At 49.0% G+C, this 15,201-nt stretch carries 16 protein-coding genes; 7 read left to right on the top strand and 9 right to left on the bottom strand.

What is annotated here, in order from left to right; genetic code table 11:
• Window positions 1–223: 223 nt before the first annotated feature.
• The 5 genes from FEN17_RS07470 to FEN17_RS07450 form a co-directional block, all read right to left on the bottom strand.
• Window positions 224–778 carry an OmpH/Skp family outer membrane protein gene (locus FEN17_RS07470; RefSeq protein ID WP_138364643.1) on the bottom strand — a complete coding sequence of 185 codons (555 nt, stop codon included), beginning with the start codon at window positions 776–778 and terminating at the stop codon, window positions 224–226.
• Window positions 779–831: 53 nt separating this feature from the next.
• Window positions 832–1,443, bottom strand: coding sequence for a hypothetical protein (locus tag FEN17_RS07465; RefSeq protein WP_138364642.1), 612 nt, complete (start codon window positions 1,441–1,443; stop codon window positions 832–834).
• Entirely contained in the window at window positions 1,418–1,975 is a 558-nt protein-coding gene (locus FEN17_RS07460; protein ID WP_171037865.1) for an RNA polymerase sigma factor, read from the bottom strand. Before FEN17_RS07460 ends, FEN17_RS07465 begins: the two co-directional genes overlap by 26 nt.
• 72 nt (window positions 1,976–2,047) lie before the next feature.
• Window positions 2,048–2,965, bottom strand: coding sequence for a cation diffusion facilitator family transporter (locus FEN17_RS07455; RefSeq protein ID WP_138364640.1), 918 nt, complete (start codon window positions 2,963–2,965; stop codon window positions 2,048–2,050).
• A 102-nt stretch (window positions 2,966–3,067) separates the two neighbouring features.
• Window positions 3,068–5,014: an LTA synthase family protein gene (locus FEN17_RS07450; RefSeq protein WP_138364639.1), complete on the bottom strand. Its 1,947-nt coding sequence runs from the start codon at window positions 5,012–5,014 to the stop codon at window positions 3,068–3,070.
• 310 nt (window positions 5,015–5,324) lie between these two features.
• Here FEN17_RS07450 and FEN17_RS07445 point away from each other — a divergent pair, with 310 nt between their 5' ends.
• The 4 genes from FEN17_RS07445 to FEN17_RS07430 all read left to right on the top strand — a co-directional run bounded on the left by FEN17_RS07445 (window position 5,325) and on the right by FEN17_RS07430 (window position 9,677).
• Window positions 5,325–6,329, top strand: coding sequence for an ABC transporter transmembrane domain-containing protein (locus FEN17_RS07445; protein WP_138364638.1), 1,005 nt, complete (start codon window positions 5,325–5,327; stop codon window positions 6,327–6,329).
• Window positions 6,322–7,689 carry an HlyD family secretion protein gene (locus FEN17_RS07440; protein ID WP_138364637.1) on the top strand — a complete coding sequence of 456 codons (1,368 nt, stop codon included), beginning with the start codon at window positions 6,322–6,324 and terminating at the stop codon, window positions 7,687–7,689. The genes FEN17_RS07445 and FEN17_RS07440 overlap by 8 nt, the downstream gene beginning before the upstream one ends.
• Window positions 7,652–9,148: a TolC family protein gene (locus tag FEN17_RS07435; RefSeq protein ID WP_229208724.1), complete on the top strand. Its 1,497-nt coding sequence runs from the start codon at window positions 7,652–7,654 to the stop codon at window positions 9,146–9,148. Before FEN17_RS07440 ends, FEN17_RS07435 begins: the two co-directional genes overlap by 38 nt.
• Before the next feature lie 100 nt (window positions 9,149–9,248).
• Window positions 9,249–9,677: a GNAT family N-acetyltransferase gene (locus FEN17_RS07430; protein ID WP_138364636.1), complete on the top strand. Its 429-nt coding sequence runs from the start codon at window positions 9,249–9,251 to the stop codon at window positions 9,675–9,677.
• Between the two features lie 33 nt (window positions 9,678–9,710).
• Here the strand turns inward: FEN17_RS07430 and FEN17_RS07425 are convergent, their stop codons facing one another.
• Both FEN17_RS07425 and FEN17_RS07420 read right to left on the bottom strand, forming a co-directional pair.
• A complete protein-coding gene (locus FEN17_RS07425) occupies window positions 9,711–10,115 on the bottom strand; it encodes a type II toxin-antitoxin system RelE/ParE family toxin (protein ID WP_138364635.1) in 405 nt (134 codons plus the stop codon).
• On the bottom strand, window positions 10,112–10,579 hold the full coding sequence (locus tag FEN17_RS07420) for a hypothetical protein (protein ID WP_138364634.1): 468 nt from the start codon (window positions 10,577–10,579) through the stop codon (window positions 10,112–10,114). Before FEN17_RS07420 ends, FEN17_RS07425 begins: the two co-directional genes overlap by 4 nt.
• 325 nt (window positions 10,580–10,904) lie before the next feature.
• Between FEN17_RS07420 and FEN17_RS07415 the strand changes: the two genes are divergently transcribed.
• The 3 genes from FEN17_RS07415 to FEN17_RS07405 all read left to right on the top strand — a co-directional run bounded on the left by FEN17_RS07415 (window position 10,905) and on the right by FEN17_RS07405 (window position 12,797).
• Complete coding sequence (locus FEN17_RS07415) at window positions 10,905–11,129, top strand: hypothetical protein (RefSeq protein WP_138364633.1); 225 nt, start codon at window positions 10,905–10,907, stop codon at window positions 11,127–11,129.
• A gap of 199 nt (window positions 11,130–11,328) precedes the next feature.
• Window positions 11,329–11,883: a fasciclin domain-containing protein gene (locus FEN17_RS07410; RefSeq protein WP_138364632.1), complete on the top strand. Its 555-nt coding sequence runs from the start codon at window positions 11,329–11,331 to the stop codon at window positions 11,881–11,883.
• A 266-nt stretch (window positions 11,884–12,149) separates the two neighbouring features.
• Complete coding sequence (locus tag FEN17_RS07405) at window positions 12,150–12,797, top strand: response regulator (RefSeq protein ID WP_138364631.1); 648 nt, start codon at window positions 12,150–12,152, stop codon at window positions 12,795–12,797.
• A 9-nt stretch (window positions 12,798–12,806) separates the two neighbouring features.
• Here FEN17_RS07405 and FEN17_RS07400 read toward each other — a convergent pair whose 3' ends face one another.
• Window positions 12,807–14,321 (bottom strand): FAD-dependent monooxygenase, encoded by a 1,515-nt coding sequence (locus FEN17_RS07400; protein ID WP_138364630.1) that lies wholly within the window; start codon window positions 14,319–14,321, stop codon window positions 12,807–12,809.
• Window positions 14,322–14,364: 43 nt separating this feature from the next.
• The gene (locus FEN17_RS07395) at window positions 14,365–15,186 is read right to left on the bottom strand and encodes a helix-turn-helix domain-containing protein (RefSeq protein WP_138364629.1); all 822 of its coding nucleotides are present in this window, start codon (window positions 15,184–15,186) and stop codon (window positions 14,365–14,367) included.
• Window positions 15,187–15,201: the final 15 nt, after the last annotated feature.

Here is a 15,201-nt window from a genome sequence, read left to right as displayed (position 1 = left end):
CAAAAGCCAGTCACAGTCCAAATTACCCGCGTTTTTAAAGAAAATATTAAAGAATCTTATATAACATCTTGATCGCTATCCCTTATATTTGGTGGGTTGAATTAGAAATAATTCTACTTGCAGGATTGCTATTCTACATCTATCTTGCCCATCAAATGGTAGACAATTAAATAACGTTGAGTAAATAGACTTAAAGCGGCCAGGCACTTGCCCGGCCGCTTTTTTATGGCTTCGGCGCTACCCCCAGCTTTTTTAAGACCAGATTCGTCACATCGTGCTCATTGGTCGCCGTGAAAAGAATAAACGGCGTGGTTCCCTGGCCACCGTCCATGTTGAAAATGTAAGTGTATCCATTCTCTTTCCCGACTTCCTGGATCGCCGTATTTACTTTGAGAATGATCGGCTGCATGAGCTGATCCTGTTTGATCAGCAGCGATTCCTGAGCTTTGGCGCGCATGTCCTGGATGCGCGTTTGCAGATTTTCCAGCTCCTTTTCCTTATCGGCGCGAATAATCTCGGTCATTTGCGCACCTGTTTTCTGATAAATATCCACCTTACCCTGAAACTCCTTGATCGATACGTCGATCGCCTTTTCCAGTTGCACCCGCGTCGTTTCCAGCTGGCTCTGCATGGCCTTGCTTTCCGGCAGTCTGCCCAGCACCACATCCGAGCTGGTATAGCCGATTTTCATCGCAGCAGCCTTGTCGGCCACCTGCGCCTGGGCTTTCAAAATGATCAGGAAGGCAATAAGGATACTGCATGGAAATACATGTTTCATGTCCAATTTTGGGTTTTGTAATTAAAAGGAATGTGCGGCGAACTAGAAATTAATCAGTTCCGACCACTAAACTTATTGGCCAGCAAATGTTGATTTACAGCCAGCCAAAAGCGATTGTAATCTTCGCTGTCGTCGAGTTTTACGCTTAGGTTTCGCAGCTCGCGCTCTTTTTGCGCCTGTTTGTACATTTGATATAAGGAAGGGCTGTCCTGATCATTTTGAGACAAAGCAACATTCATAGCTGCTAAATCCGATCTTTTCTTTAGTGTCCTGAAATGTTTGTTAGAGGCGAGCTTATATGTTTTGTGACAGCTTTTTTTCTTTAATTTTTTTCCTGTAAAAACCTCGGGATTGTTCATGTTGACTTGCATGTCACTATCACGCTTGGCTATAAACGTTTTATCAGTTTTTTGACTGGTTTCAGGCTGTGTTATGATTGGCTCTTTCGCTTCGATTTGTCCGGAGGAATTCGTTTTATTTAAAACAAAATACCCAAATGTGAAAAGTAACACAGCGGCTGCGGCGTAATAAGTCCAGCTGAATGTCACACGTTTTTGATTTTTTGCTTCCACCATCGCCCAGATTTTCTCAGGGTTCCAATCCTGCTGCTCGTCAGGGGCGTCGAGCAGTTCCCTGATTTTACAATACAAATCTTCGTTTTCCATAAGATGGGTCTAATTCAATGATTTTCTTTTGCAGCAGTGCCTTGGCTTTGCTCAGCTGCGACTTAGAAGTACCGGTACTGATTCCCAGCATTTCTGCAATTTCGGCGTGCGAGTATCCCTCTATTTCGTAGAGGTTGAAAACGGCCCGGTAGCCCGGCGGCAAACTATAAATGACTTCCAGGATCTTTTCGGCCGTCAGGTCTTCAATGATCGTTTCGTCGATGTAAACCGTTTCAATGTCCGCTTGATCGAAAGATTCGAAAGGTTTTTCTTTTTTCAGGATTGCCAGACATTCATTGACGACGATCCTTTTTACCCAGCCTTCAAACGCCGCGACCGCTTCAAACTGGCAGGTGCTCATGTTGACCAATACCTTAAACATGGCATTTGCCACTGCGTCGTCCACTTTTGCCTTATCCGACAAATACCGCCTCGCGATCCGGTGTGCTACTTTTCCGTAAACATCAAAGATAACCCGCTGCGAACAGACGTCTTTTTGCCGGGCCTGATGAATAACCGAAAGAGTGACCAAAGTTGCTTGCGAATGTTTCTCCTGGTTAGAATAACGAAATGATTCAATTGGTTGCCTGCGTCCGGCAAAAAATTAAATCATCCACTTCCGCTCGGTCGTAAACGAAATGTTCAGCCACATTTCGTAGTCGCCTTTGATCTGGTCGTGGAGTTGCTCGCGGATTTCGTCCATTTTGGAAACCGGCATATCCGAGAGGTTTTTAGGGAGTAAGAAGTCAATTTCAATGGTGTAGCTTTTGCCGGTTTTGGCTACGCGTACCCACGAATCCAGGAAATGATAGTCACGGCATATCTGCTCCGAAACTTCATGAATGTTATCTTCCACCTCGTCATCGGGCGCAAATTGCAGCAGCTCGCGCACATTTTTCCGGAAAGTTTGTGCCGGGATCCGTAGGAAAATCACGGAAATAACCGCAACCATCGCGGGATCGAGATAGGGGATCAGGTAGGCGAGCGGCGTCGATTTCAGGAAGTAACCCAATGATAGTACGGCCAGTACGCCGAAGCTCAATAATGCGTCGAGCTGCCACTCGGTCGACTCGATCCGCAGGTATTCCGATTGCAGTGAAACGGCTTTGTTTTTAAAGAAAATCCAGAGCGCAAAACAAACCAGGATCGACGCCACAAGGTAGGGGAATGCCAGGTCCAGCTCCACCGCCTTGCCGCCCCCGATCATATCCATGATGGAAGTAGCCAAAGAATAGAGGCAGAGGAAAATGATGACAGAAGATTGTAATGTGATCGCAAAAGGCTGAAACTGAGAGCGCCCGAAAGGCAGGTTATCGTCGTCGGGCTTCCGGATGAAGTTGTTGACGAGCAGCGAAACCCCGGAAAGGCTGAGGCCGACCATGGAAAAAAGCGCATCGAAAATGATCGATTTCGAGTCACCCGCAATCCCGACGACGATGGCCCAGATCGTGAGCACCGAGCCGATGCCGATCGAAACCTTGATGAGCTTTCTTTCCTGAAGTCTTTGCAGCCGGGTATTCATGCGGGCAATGCTATGAAATTTCTGACAGCAAATTACAAAATCGCTGCCCGCAAGGCAGGTTGTTAACGATAATTTAACTGTGGCGCGAATGTTCCCTGCAACCTATTTTTTCATCATTCCCTGCCTGAACTGGAAACTCGCCGACTGGTACCAGGCCACGGCTTCGTCCACCAGATGTTTGTTTTGCTGCGCCTGCCGCGCCGCGCCATTTTTGAAATCCGGAAGGAATGTTGCCGCCAGTTTTTGTGGTTTTAAAATGATCAGCGAATCGTTTTTAATATAGCCCAAACTTTGGTAAGTACTCACAAATGCACGCTCGCGACCGGGTTCCAGCTTGAAAATATCGTAGCCAAAAAACTTGCTGCGGTAGGAAAAATTGAGCAGGCCCAGGATCGTCGGCCCGAGGTCGATCTGGCTCATCAGTCTCGGCATGACAGCAGGTTTGACGAAACCAGGGGCGTAGATCAGGAGGGGAATTTTGTAGCGGTCGACGGGCAGATCGGTTTTCCCGGCGCTGGACGCGCAATGATCGGCTACGATCACAAATAATGTATTTTTAAACCACGGCCGCGTTCTTGCCCGGCGGATAAACTGGCCGATCGCAAAGTCGGTATACTTCACCGCACCTTCCCGCCCGGTATGTGACGGAATGTCGATCCGGCCTTCGGGGTAAGTGTAGGGCCGGTGGTTGGAAGTCGTCATAATGTGCGCAAAAACAGGTTTTCCGGATTTCACAGCACCGCTGATTTCTTTGTCTGCCAGCTGGAAAAGATTTTCATCCGCCACGCCCCAGATGTTTTCATAGTCGATTTCCTTTTTGGAAAGCGCTGTCCGGTCGACGACTTTGTAATCGTTGTGGCCGAAGAAATAACCCATGTTATCAAAATAACCGTAGCCGCCGTAAATGAAGCGCGTCTGGTAACCTTTACCTTTTAAAACACTGCCCAGTGAAAAAAGCCCTTCATTTTTCGGCCGCCGCACAATGGACTGGCCGGGCGTAGGCGGGGTGCAGATGGACAAGGCTTCCAGGCCGCGGACGGTGCGGGTACCCGTGGCGTAAAGATTGGTGAAGAAAAGGCTGCTGCCGGCCAGCGAATCGAGGAATGGCGTGATGCCCTGCGTATTTCCAAAGCCGCCCAGAAAATCGGCGCTGAGGCTTTCGACGCTGATGAGCACAATATTCCTGCGCTGCTCGGGGCCGGGGTTTACAATGTTCCTTTCAATGGAAAAAGGTTTGTTATTGATAAAATGGCTTTCAGGTGTTTTGATCAGCGTGCGGATTTCAGCTGAAACTTTTCCATCGTCGGATTTGAGATAAAACTGATTATAGTCCAGCTCATTATGCTGGTAAGCAGAAAACAGCTCATACATCCCGTTTCCCGCGAGCTCATTGACATACACATTGCTGCTGAACTGCCTGACTTTATTATCGACAAATAAAACCGTCACCGCGACAATCACTACATAACCAACCATCACCAGCGACCGCATACCAAACCGAAAAGACCGGAAAGCCGATTGCTCTGCAAGTCGCGCCAGGAGAAAGGTGAAAATGGCAGTAAGGAGCAGTAGTATGCTGATAATGATGCCGACCGGATAAGATTGCCGGATGTTGCCGATCACTTCCTGGGTGTAGATCAGGTAGTCGACGGCGATGAAATTGAATCTCGAACTGAATTCATCCCAAAAAACCCACTCGGACACTGCATTGAGCAGCAGGAGGAAAACCATGATAAAAACCAGCACATTGGCCGTGATCCTGAAACCCTTCTTATTTTGCCAGCCGACAGGTACCAGCCAGCCGAGCAGCATCAGCGGAAAAACGAAGTACAAGGCATTGATCACATCATAAAACAACCCGATCCCGAAAAGCCCGAGCACATTCCGCGTACTATAATCGATATCGATACTTGTCTTGAACAAAAGCAGTAGCCGGGTCAATGTGGAAATGATGACCAGGAAGAGCGCAACCAGCACGGGGCGCGCCAGAAAACTGGCATGGGGTGATGTTTTGGGCGTGGGTTTTGTGCCCGAAAATAAAGTACGCATTACTGAAAAAGATTGGTGTCGGTCAGAGTTTGATGGACAATTCCGGATCGAACCTACTTCTTAATTTTGAATTTTTTCTGAATTTGAATCGACTACTTATTAGAACCGGATTAGAGGCTCATTAGAGACAAATTAGAGCTTGCGTTTGGTCACTACCGGTTACCGGAAGCAATTGCTCTTTTTTTAGTACTATATAAAAAAAGTCCTGCACTGTATAAAGAAAGTGAATTTATTGGAACAATTTTAGGGAATTCTTAGGGTTGTATTTACGTCTACTACTCAAAACCAACGCGATTTACTTTTAATATTAATGGGTAAAATTCATAAGGCCGAAGTCCCGACCCCCTGGCAGCGCCTTGTTCAAATGCTTTACGTCGAACGGTCGACCATCAACTACATTTTCATCTACGCCATCCTGATCGGCTTGATCGGGCTCACGCTTCCGCTTGGCACGACGGCGGTTTTTAACCTGCTTTCCAACGGTGCACTATATAGTTCAACCTACGTACTGATCGGCGTGGTGCTGATTGGTATCATTGTGGGCGGCGTGCTGCTGATCGGGCAGCTTTCGCTCGTGGAGCTGATCGAGCAGAAAATCTTTACAAAAGCGACACTGGAATTCGCCTACCGTTTTCCAAGGATCAAAAGAGAAGAGCTGGAAGGTGAAAATCCGCCGGAGCTGGTAAACCGGTTTTTTGATGTGATCACGATCCAGAAAGGGTTGACCAAATTGCTGGTCGACATTGTGGCGGCTGGTGTGCAGATCGCATTATCGGCAATTCTGCTGTCTTTTTACCACCCGATTTTCATGATTTTCGGGCTGATGACCATCGTAGCGACAGTGGTGGTGCTTTTACTTTACTACCGCCGCGGCGTGCAAACCAGTATCGAGGAATCACATTATAAATACGAAGTGGTGGCATATCTCGAAGAAGTTGCAGCCGACCTCGACCGGTACCGCGGCCAGCCCGACAAGCTCCGGAAAGTGATCGTGGAAACCGACCGCATTACCTCGGATTACCTGCGGGCAAGAAATGACCATTTCAAAATTTTAAGGAAATTTTTTGCCAGCTCGGTGATTGTGAGAACATTATTGATGGGCGGGCTGCTTTTTCTGGGTTCTTATTATGTAGTTCAAAGACAAATGACGCTCGGGCAGTTTGTGGCAGCGGAGGTGATCATTGTTCAGATCAGCTACGCGATTGAAAAGTTTATGACCAGTCTGGATACGATTTTTGATATGGTAACAGGAAGTGAAAAAATAGCCGCGGTTACCGACCTGGAACTGGAAGAAAGTGAGGTGCGCCATGGCTAGACATGCACACGACCTCACCCGACGCATGGATTGGGAAGAGCTGGGGATCCTTTCGGAGCAGCAAATCCTGAAAACCCGCAGCACCCGGCTCCTCGGCCGCATCATGCTGATCCTGCTGTTTTTGTTTATGATCGTACTTTTCCTGCCGTGGCGACAAACCATTCCCGGCCGGGGTACCGTAACTGCATTGGCGCCGGAAGACCGGCCGCAAACGGTTCAGAACCAGATTGGTGGCCGCATTGAACATTGGGCGGTGCGTGAAGGTCAGGAGGTGAAAATGGGCGATACGATTCTGGTGATCTCGGAAACCAGCCAGTCGTACTTCGACCCGCAGCTGCCGCAGCGATTGCAGGAGCAGCTACGCGCCAAAGAAGGTTCCGAAAGTGCCGCAGCCCAAAAAATGGAAGCGACCAATGCACAGATCGATGCGATGACGCAGGGCTTGAAAATTCAGTTGACTTCGGCACAAAACAAAGTGGAGCAGGCGATTAACTACGTCCAGGCCGACAGTGCCGACCTGGTGGCGGTCCAGAAATTTTACGAAACCAGCAAAGCCCGGCTCGAACGTTACGAAAATGGCTATAAAAACGGCCTGTTTTCACTTACCGACATTGAAACGCGCAGGCTGAAATTGCAGGAGGATAATGCGAAGGTGGTAAGTCAGGTGAACAAGCTGAATACCAGCCAGCAATCGCTGCAGAATGCCCGGATCGAGCTGGACAACATTGCCGCCAAATACCGCGAATCGGTTGCAAAAGCACGCTCGGATCTGAGCTCAGCATTGTCAAGCCGGGTGACTGCGCAGGGTGAAATTGCAAAGCTTCGGAATGAGATTTCCAACATTGATATCCGTCGCGGGCTGTATGTGGTGCGCGCGCCGCAAAATGGTTTTGTGGTAAAAACATTGAAAGCCGGTATCGGTGAGAACATTAAGGAAGGCGAATCCATCGCCACCTTGCAGCCGCTGAGGCCGCGGGTTGCTGCGGAAATTTATGTGGATGCGATGGACGTGCCGCTGATTCTGGATAAAAGCGATGTGCGCCTGCAATTTGAGGGCTGGCCTTCGGTACAGTTTGCCGGGTGGCCGTCGGTGGCGGTGGGGACATTCGCCGGAAAAGTGACGGTGATAGACCTGGTAAGCAGTGAAAATGGTAAATATCGCCTCCTGGTGACCCCTACGGACCCGGTGCCGCACAATGATGAGCCCTGGCCCAAGCAGCTGCGGCAGGGTTCGGGCGTGTACGGTCGGGTGATTTTGCGGCCCGTGCCAATCTGGTACGAAATATGGCGATTGCTGAACGGCTTCCCGCCAAGCCTGGAAAGTGAGCCCAAAAAGGCGGATGCAGGAAGTGAAAAATAGAATGACGCCGATGAATGCAATGATAAAAGTGGGATTGACAGGCTTGCTGCTGCTTATCTGGGTTTTTATACCAAATGTGCACGCAGAAAACATTCAGTCCCAGGATTCTGTAAAAATATTTTCGATCAAAGATCTGCAGGAACTGGTGCTGCGGAACAACCCGGTCATCAGGCAGGCCGACCTGCTCAGTGATGCTGCGCGCGCGAAAGTGGCCCAGGCGCTGGGCAGCTTTGACCCAACTTTGAAAGCCTCCTTCGACCGCAAACAATTTGGCGGGACGGACTACTACAACCGCTGGGCCAGCGAATTGAAAGTGCCGCTCTGGCTCGCCGGCGCTGATCTTAAAATCGGTTTTGACCGGAATGTGGGGACTTATACCAATCCCGAAACCACCACGCCGGTGTCGGGACTTTCGGGCCTGGGCCTCAGCTTGCCGATCGGGCAGGGGCTGCTGATTGACGCACGGCGGAATACATTGCGGCAGTCGCGGGTAATGGTGAATTATGCCGAAGCCGAGCGGGTGAACGAGATCAACAAAGTGTGGTTTCAGGCGATCAAAGACTACTGGAACTGGTTTTACGCGCACCAGCAGTACGCACTGATCCGCCGCGGCGTGGAGCTGGCCAACACCCGCTACATTGCCACGCGCAACCAGACCTTACTGGGCGATAAACCTGCGATTGACTCCGTGGAAGCATTTATTACGGTGCAGGAAAGGTCAATCCAGCTGGCGAAAATCGGCATTGAGGTGCAGAATACGCGGCTGCTGGTATCAAACCATCTTTGGGATGAAAAAGGTAACCCGCTGGAACTGCCCGAAGACGCCGTGGCGGTGCACGCCGACTCGGTCGCGGCCGGAATGTCGTCTTTTCAGCTCGATACCTTATTGCACACCGCCGAGGACAATCATCCGAAGTTGCAAATGCTGCGCAGTAAAAGCGTACAGCTCGCCATCGAGAGAAACTACCTGCGCGAAATGCTGAAACCCAAGCTAAACCTTACCGGTTCGCTGCTGGCCACGCGACGGGATTTTACATCGTATGTTCCTGAATACTATGATATTGGCTGGAATAACTATAAAGTCGGTTTTGATTTTTCGTTCCCGCTGTTCCTCCGCTCGGCACGCGGCAAGCTGAACGAAAACCGGGTGAAACAGCTGGACCTGAAACTGGACTTGCAGCACCAGACCCGCTCGATCCTGACCAACGTTCGCAGCTCGTTCAACGACCTGAAAGCCTACCAGTCGCAGCTGGCAATTCAAACCCAAAGCATCATTAACCAGGAAACATTACTCCGCGGCGAACTACAAAAATTCGAGCTCGGCGAAAGCACATTATTCCTTATCAACAGCCGCGAATCGAAGCTGATCGATATGATGATGAAAAGGGCGGAGCTGGTAACGAAGTATCAGCAATCTTTGGCAGATTTGTATTATCAGGCGGGGGTGATTCGGGAATAAGTTAGGAGACTGACCTTTTCCAGGTAGCACCTAAAGTCCGTCTTTAGTAAGCCAGGGCGCCTGTAAAAGAGTAAGTTTGGGCATAATTCACCTAATCAAAATGAATTTTGAAATAGTCGCTTTTTCGGATGAATATATCGACGATCTGCGCGAGCTTTTCCTGCAATCGCGCCGGGACACATTCACCTGGGCCGACCCACTTACATTCCAGCCGGAAGATTTCGATCAATCCGTTGCAGGCGAAAGTATTTTGGTCGCCTTGATCGAAAATAACCCCGTCGGCTTCATCTCCTGGTGGCCGCCAGACAACTTCATCCACAACCTCTTCATGGCAAGCGATTTCCACGACCAGGGCATCGGCAAAGCATTGCTATCACACTGCCTCTCCCAAATTTCCCGGCCAGCCAAATTGAAATGTCTTACAGCGAATCTGAATGCAATGGAGTTTTACAGAAGGCAGGGTTGGACGTTGGAGAATGTTGGAATGAGTGGGGAGGGGGAGTTTGGGGTTTGGGTGTTGGAGGAATGATTGTGCTAGATTCCGACTCTGGATTTCTTAGCGTTACTTCATATTCTTAAATACCAGCTTCTGCTTGTTCTCATCCATCCTTACCGAGAGCACCCGGCCCGTTTTAAGATCCGAAATCAAATTTTTCAAGAGCTCCGTCTTTGCATTATCCGTAATGTTCGGTGAGCCATCCGGGCCGGTTTTGGGATGGAGAAACATGAGATATAGATTGTCCTCTTTGACGATAATGTAAAAATAAGTGCGGTAACCGCCAGATCCGCTGAGGCGCTTTTTGATGTAGGGATTTTCTGGGTGCCCTCCGATTCTTTTGCCTCCGGCTAAATCTATATGTTCTGCGAAGAAATAGTCAATGATCTCTTTCTCTAAATCCCGGTAAGCATTCTTCTTTGCAAGCCTTTTAAATATTTTTTCAAACTCGACCGTGCAGAAGATTTTCATAAAAGATTGGAAAGCTCCTTCATGGCATCATTGAATTCGTTGGAATCGGGCAATGTGATGACTGCCGATGTCAGGTCGGAAATCGCTTCCCCTAAATCCTCTATGGCTTCTTTGTAGGCCTCAAATTCTTTTGCGGCGATTCCGCTGTCTATGACAGGCTGAATTGTTTCTAAATATTCCAGCTCCAATTTGTACCAGGCCGATGATGAATTGAGCAACCCGACGATCGTTTCTCTGTCTTTTTCTTCCTTGATTTCGACCCAGGTAAGTTCGTCTAGGTAGGTGCTGACCGTTTTCGCGCTGGAAGTTTTGCGTACTAGGCCGTCTTGTAATTTATTGATGGCCAAGCTCAAAGAAGAAACCAGATCTTTTTGATCTTTTGCGCTTTTTACAGATTTCGACGTAGCAACAACCTTTTTCAGTCCTTGGGAAAGAGTTTGGAAATTTGGCTTTGTGGCGATCATAGTGCAAGGTTTATCTCGATTCGGCGGTCTCACTACACCGGACAACAAATTAAAGGAAAAAAAGAGTCTTAGAAAATCGCACCTACAAACAGTACAACCTCCCCCCACCCAAAATTTGCTTCTCAAAAAAATCCTGCAAATATTCGCATTCCAAAAATCATAGAGTTATGAAAAATTTCAAAGTTTTGCCTTGTTATGGTGAGGATCGGCGAAAGCCCCCTAAGCGCTTCTATGAGCGTTTGGACACCTAAGACAAGGCATTTTTATAACCTTTCCAAAAATCATAGTTATGCACACAAACAAAGAGAACGAGTCGCAGGACGGCATGTCCGCGGACTCAAAGCAACTGGCTTACGGGCGGATGGTTCAGGAGCTGCTATCACAAAGCAGGGCTTCGACCTGGATCAATGATCTCTGGGATATGTACACGGGCTACACGCTCTTCGCGCAACAGTCCGGATATGATCCGCAAGGTCACGACAAGTTCGTTAGTTTCAAGACAATGGTCTTCTTCTTTCAGGAGATCGAGAAGATGGAAAAGGCCGCCTAGGTAAGGCGAGCTGCTAGAAAAAATAGGGCGACTGGCTTTCGGGCTGGTCGCCCTAGTTATTTAGCGCAATCTTATCGCTTCAAAAATCTTATTTCACACATTTCAAGCCGTCATCAATCCAAACCGCATCTGGCTAGCGTAGATTGATTGTGCTGATCGATCGCACACTATCATATCTTAACACAAAGACAATTTCAAAATGAAAAACGCAAAACTAATTTTCGGACTTATTGTTGCCGTGATGTTCGGCCAGCAAGCATTTGCACAGGAAAAATCTGTTACTGTTGGAGGGGCTCCTATGTACCCTTCCAAAAATATCATTGAGAATGCGGTAAATTCCAAAGATCACACGACGCTGGTTGCTGCTGTGAAAGCGGCCGGTTTGGTGGAAACGTTGTCAGGACCAGGACCTTTCACGGTATTTGCGCCTACCAACAAAGCATTTGACAAACTTCCAAAAGGAACTGTTGACAATCTGGTTAAGCCTGAAAATAAAGAAATGTTGACTGGCATCCTGACTTATCACGTCGTAGCTGGCAAAATGAGCGCCGAAGACCTGATGAAAGCCATTGAAAGCGGTTCAGGTAAAGCCACATTGAAAACCGTAGCCGGCGGAACCCTTACTGCCATGCAAAAAGGCAAAAAGATCGTTTTGACCGACGCAAAAGGCAACACAGCGACAGTTACTACTGCCGACGTGTTCCAGTCGAATGGTGTGATCCACGTGATCGACACGGTGCTGATGCCACAATAACTTGTACATTTTGAGGTGATTAAAAAAAAGAATGTGGGGATAGGTAGTGAGGAAGAAGGGGTGACTGGCTTACGGGCTGGTCGCCCTTTTTCGTTTTCGGGACTTTTGGTTAACCTCTTCAATATGAATCCCAGCTACTAAATCTAGTAGACCTACCCCCGCTATTTATAGCGGGTTTGTTCGAAATAGTTTCTACCTGCGAAAAAACCCCGATTTGTTTCAAGTAACTGACGTAGGACATATTTTTGTCTTTATAGAACTATTTTATGAAACATATCCTGATTTTCGACAACTACTATATTGTTAGGGCAGCACTTAGCGCTATCGTAGAGGGATTACCGCAGGATATTTCGACGGCCGAGGCGACTTCTCTTACAGAAATGTTTGCTGAACTTTCAGCCAAAAAATATGACCTGGTGATCCTGGAAGCATTTATGCCGGAAGGTTCTGGCATCAGCATCATTGAGCGGATCAAAAAGGTCCAGCCCGATGCGCGCATCCTCATTTTTTCGACTGCTAATGAAAGCTTTTACGCGACGTTTTATCTTAAAGCGGGGGCGAACGGTTTTCTTTCTAAAAATGCGGCGCGGGATGAGATCGAGTGCGCCATCAGCACGGTGCTGGATACCGGAAATTACCTGAGCAACGCCGTGAGCCGCCAGCTCATCAGCAACTTGAAAGTGCCGCGCCCAAAAACCGAAGATCCGCTTAAAGGACTTTCGGCAAGGGAGGTAGAAGTGATGGATTTGCTGGTGGAAGGTCTTTGGTTAAAAGAAATTGCCCACCAGCTCAATCTCACTGAAAGCTCTGTCAGTACTTACAAAGCGCGGATTTTTGGCAAACTGCACGTCTCAAATGTGATCGAGCTTTACCGGAAAGTCAATTTTTTCAAAAACCAGACGATGGCTTCCTGAATGCAAAATTCAGTAAAGTGCGGCTGCTTCCAGTTCAGAAATGCTGATTTCACCGTCCGTCGCCCAGGCAACAATACCGTCTGGGCGGACTAGTAATGCATGCAAGCCCAGCTGATCTTTTGCTTTTCCTGAAAAATATCTGATCTGGTTTTTCTGATTTCCTGCCCAGTTGCGAAGTTCAACATTGGTATCAAAATCAACCAGAACACCCTTGCCTTCCCGCAAGAGCTCGCCCACTCTCGTGCCATTTTCAAATTCAAAATCCGGTACGCTGCGACCGGTGAACGGGTGCGTGCCGCCGAGATCATATTTTGTGTGTATGCCCCAAACCCTTCCGGCTATGTAGGTAGCGCCGTCGCGGGTGTCGAGCAAGTCTCGGAAAATGGCATTTAAGGCGCGGGCTGACGGCTCGGGTTTCATGATGGCTACCTGCGCACGCGACCAGTCGAGTACCTGAGCGCCGAGCGGGTGGCGTTCTGTAAAGTATGTATCCAGTAAGTCTTCCGGCGCAAAGCCGTGGATCGTGGCCGCGAGTTTCCAGCCGAGGTTCATGGCATCTCCCAAACCGAGGTTCAGCCCTTGCCCGCCGAGCGGAGAATGAATGTGCGCGGCGTCACCGGCTAGTAGTATACGGCCGTTTCGGTACGTGGTGGCTTGCCGAGCCCGGTCGGTCCAGGTGGTGGCGGTGTGGAGTGCGGTAACCATCACATGCGTTTCCGAAATGCGGCGCAGCACTTCCTGCACATGCTCGCGGGTAAGCGGCGCGCCGGAACCGTGAAACGCCCCGCCGTCAAAATCCTGCATAATCAGATAGCCCGGCTGCGATTGCAGGTACATGCCTTTGGACATCAGGTTGCGGCCCGGACGCAGCTTTTCGGGATCGGCTAGGTCTACCATCGTCGTGTAACCAGTAAATTCCGGCTCGGTGCCGACGAATTCAAAGCCACCCAATTTCCTGACAATGCTGCGGCTACCGTCGCAACCCACCAACCATTTTCCAGAAAAAATCTGCTCACCGGATTCCACATGCACGCCGTCCGCATTTTGTTGAAAACTGCTGACTGCCTGTCCATATAGGATTGCTACCCCCAGTGAAGCGGCGCGGCGGGCGAAAATCTTTTCCAGCTCCTGCATTTCCGACATTAAACTCGTCTCCGGCGAACCCGGAAGCCGATATTTCCAGCTGGACCGGTCTACGTTTCCGTCAAGAAAAGGGATACCTGCAAAATGCCCTACCTGGCGGCGGGGACCATTTGTTATGGCAGTTAAATGCGGATTTTTCAACCTTTTATGAATTTCCAGTTCATCCAACAAGCCGCGTCGGTACAATGCTTCAATGGTTGGAGAGGAAAGTCCGCGGATGCCGAAAGGAAGTTGTTTTAAAGGAGAATGCGGATCTCCGGCTTTTTCAAGGACGAGCACCGAACATTGGGCCAAAGCCAGCTCGCAGGCAAGAAAAAGTCCTACCGGACCGGCGCCGGAAATGATTACATCGTAGGAGGTTTGATTTTGTGTAGTGTTCATCTTGGTTTATGATTGTTACACAAAATTCCGGAATGTGCGTCGCTCAGGATTGTACAAACGCGACAAAATCGCTACTGAAAACCCGTCGGCTTTTTCTGGCTTTGCGGGCAAATGCGGCCGGTGTGGTACCGCTGAATTTTTTGAATTCCCTGCTGAGGTGCGATTGATCGGTATAGCCAAATTCGTAGGCAAGGCCGGCAATGTTGGCGTCTGGGTCGATCCAAAGCTGGTTGCGCACCTGCTCGAAGCGGATGAGTGCAGAAACATCTTTCACGGTATGCCCGGACGACTGTTTGAAATTCCGCTCCAATGTCCGCACCGTGGCATGCGCGGCCGCCGCTACCTCGCTCACCGGTTTCGTACCATTGGCCTCCTGCATCGCTGTGCCAGCTTTGGACAACATTTGACGATCCACCGCTACTTCTGCTCGCACATTCAAGAAGTATTCTTGCAAAACATTCACCGCCCCGTCTATTTTTTGAACATTTACCAAATCCTGTAATGTCGCTTGAAGCTGCGCGATAGGATGCTCGAAAAATCGCACGCGGTCATTTCCGGACGGCAGGTTCAGCAAGTCAAAAACCGTCCAGGGGAAGCAGCGGACGCTGATAATTTCCAATGTATTTTTAGTGTAAAAAGCCGCGGGTTCATTAAGTAACCCCATGATAAAAGGCGAGGGAAGCGGCTGCTGGCCAGCGTAGTAGCTTTTGCTGTAAAGTACGCCGAAGTAGAAAATAATTTCCGCAGAACCGTCGGGCATGACGTCAAACTCGGCCCCGGAATCGCCAGTTTCCCTTTTATCATACCAAAAACATTTAATGGTATCGCGGAGCGTTTCGGGTGAATCAAATTCCTGGTGCAGCATGTTGAAAGTTACGAA

The organism is Dyadobacter luticola, from assembly GCF_005860805.1.
Lineage (GTDB): Bacteria > Bacteroidota > Bacteroidia > Cytophagales > Spirosomataceae > Dyadobacter > Dyadobacter luticola.
The sequence above is the reverse complement of the archived record's forward strand: the minus strand, read 5'-3'. Positions and strand labels throughout refer to the sequence as shown.

Excerpts from the sequence above, each read along its gene's own strand:
- FEN17_RS07470 (WP_138364643.1), bottom strand. The coding sequence starts at position 778 with ATGAAACATGTATTTCCATGCAGTATCCTTATTGCCTTCCTGATCATT.
- FEN17_RS07465 (WP_138364642.1), bottom strand. The coding sequence starts at position 1,443 with ATGGAAAACGAAGATTTGTATTGTAAAATCAGGGAACTGCTCGACGCC.
- FEN17_RS07455 (WP_138364640.1), bottom strand. The coding sequence starts at position 2,965 with ATGAATACCCGGCTGCAAAGACTTCAGGAAAGAAAGCTCATCAAGGTT.
- FEN17_RS07450 (WP_138364639.1), bottom strand. The coding sequence starts at position 5,014 with ATGCGTACTTTATTTTCGGGCACAAAACCCACGCCCAAAACATCACCC.
- FEN17_RS07445 (WP_138364638.1), top strand. The coding sequence starts at position 5,325 with ATGGGTAAAATTCATAAGGCCGAAGTCCCGACCCCCTGGCAGCGCCTT.
- FEN17_RS07440 (WP_138364637.1), top strand. The coding sequence starts at position 6,322 with ATGGCTAGACATGCACACGACCTCACCCGACGCATGGATTGGGAAGAG.
- FEN17_RS07430 (WP_138364636.1), top strand. The coding sequence starts at position 9,249 with ATGAATTTTGAAATAGTCGCTTTTTCGGATGAATATATCGACGATCTG.
- FEN17_RS07425 (WP_138364635.1), bottom strand. The coding sequence starts at position 10,115 with ATGAAAATCTTCTGCACGGTCGAGTTTGAAAAAATATTTAAAAGGCTT.
- FEN17_RS07420 (WP_138364634.1), bottom strand. The coding sequence starts at position 10,579 with ATGATCGCCACAAAGCCAAATTTCCAAACTCTTTCCCAAGGACTGAAA.
- FEN17_RS07415 (WP_138364633.1), top strand. The coding sequence starts at position 10,905 with ATGTCCGCGGACTCAAAGCAACTGGCTTACGGGCGGATGGTTCAGGAG.
- FEN17_RS07410 (WP_138364632.1), top strand. The coding sequence starts at position 11,329 with ATGAAAAACGCAAAACTAATTTTCGGACTTATTGTTGCCGTGATGTTC.
- FEN17_RS07405 (WP_138364631.1), top strand. The coding sequence starts at position 12,150 with ATGAAACATATCCTGATTTTCGACAACTACTATATTGTTAGGGCAGCA.
- FEN17_RS07400 (WP_138364630.1), bottom strand. The coding sequence starts at position 14,321 with ATGAACACTACACAAAATCAAACCTCCTACGATGTAATCATTTCCGGC.
- FEN17_RS07395 (WP_138364629.1), bottom strand. The coding sequence starts at position 15,186 with ATGCTGCACCAGGAATTTGATTCACCCGAAACGCTCCGCGATACCATT.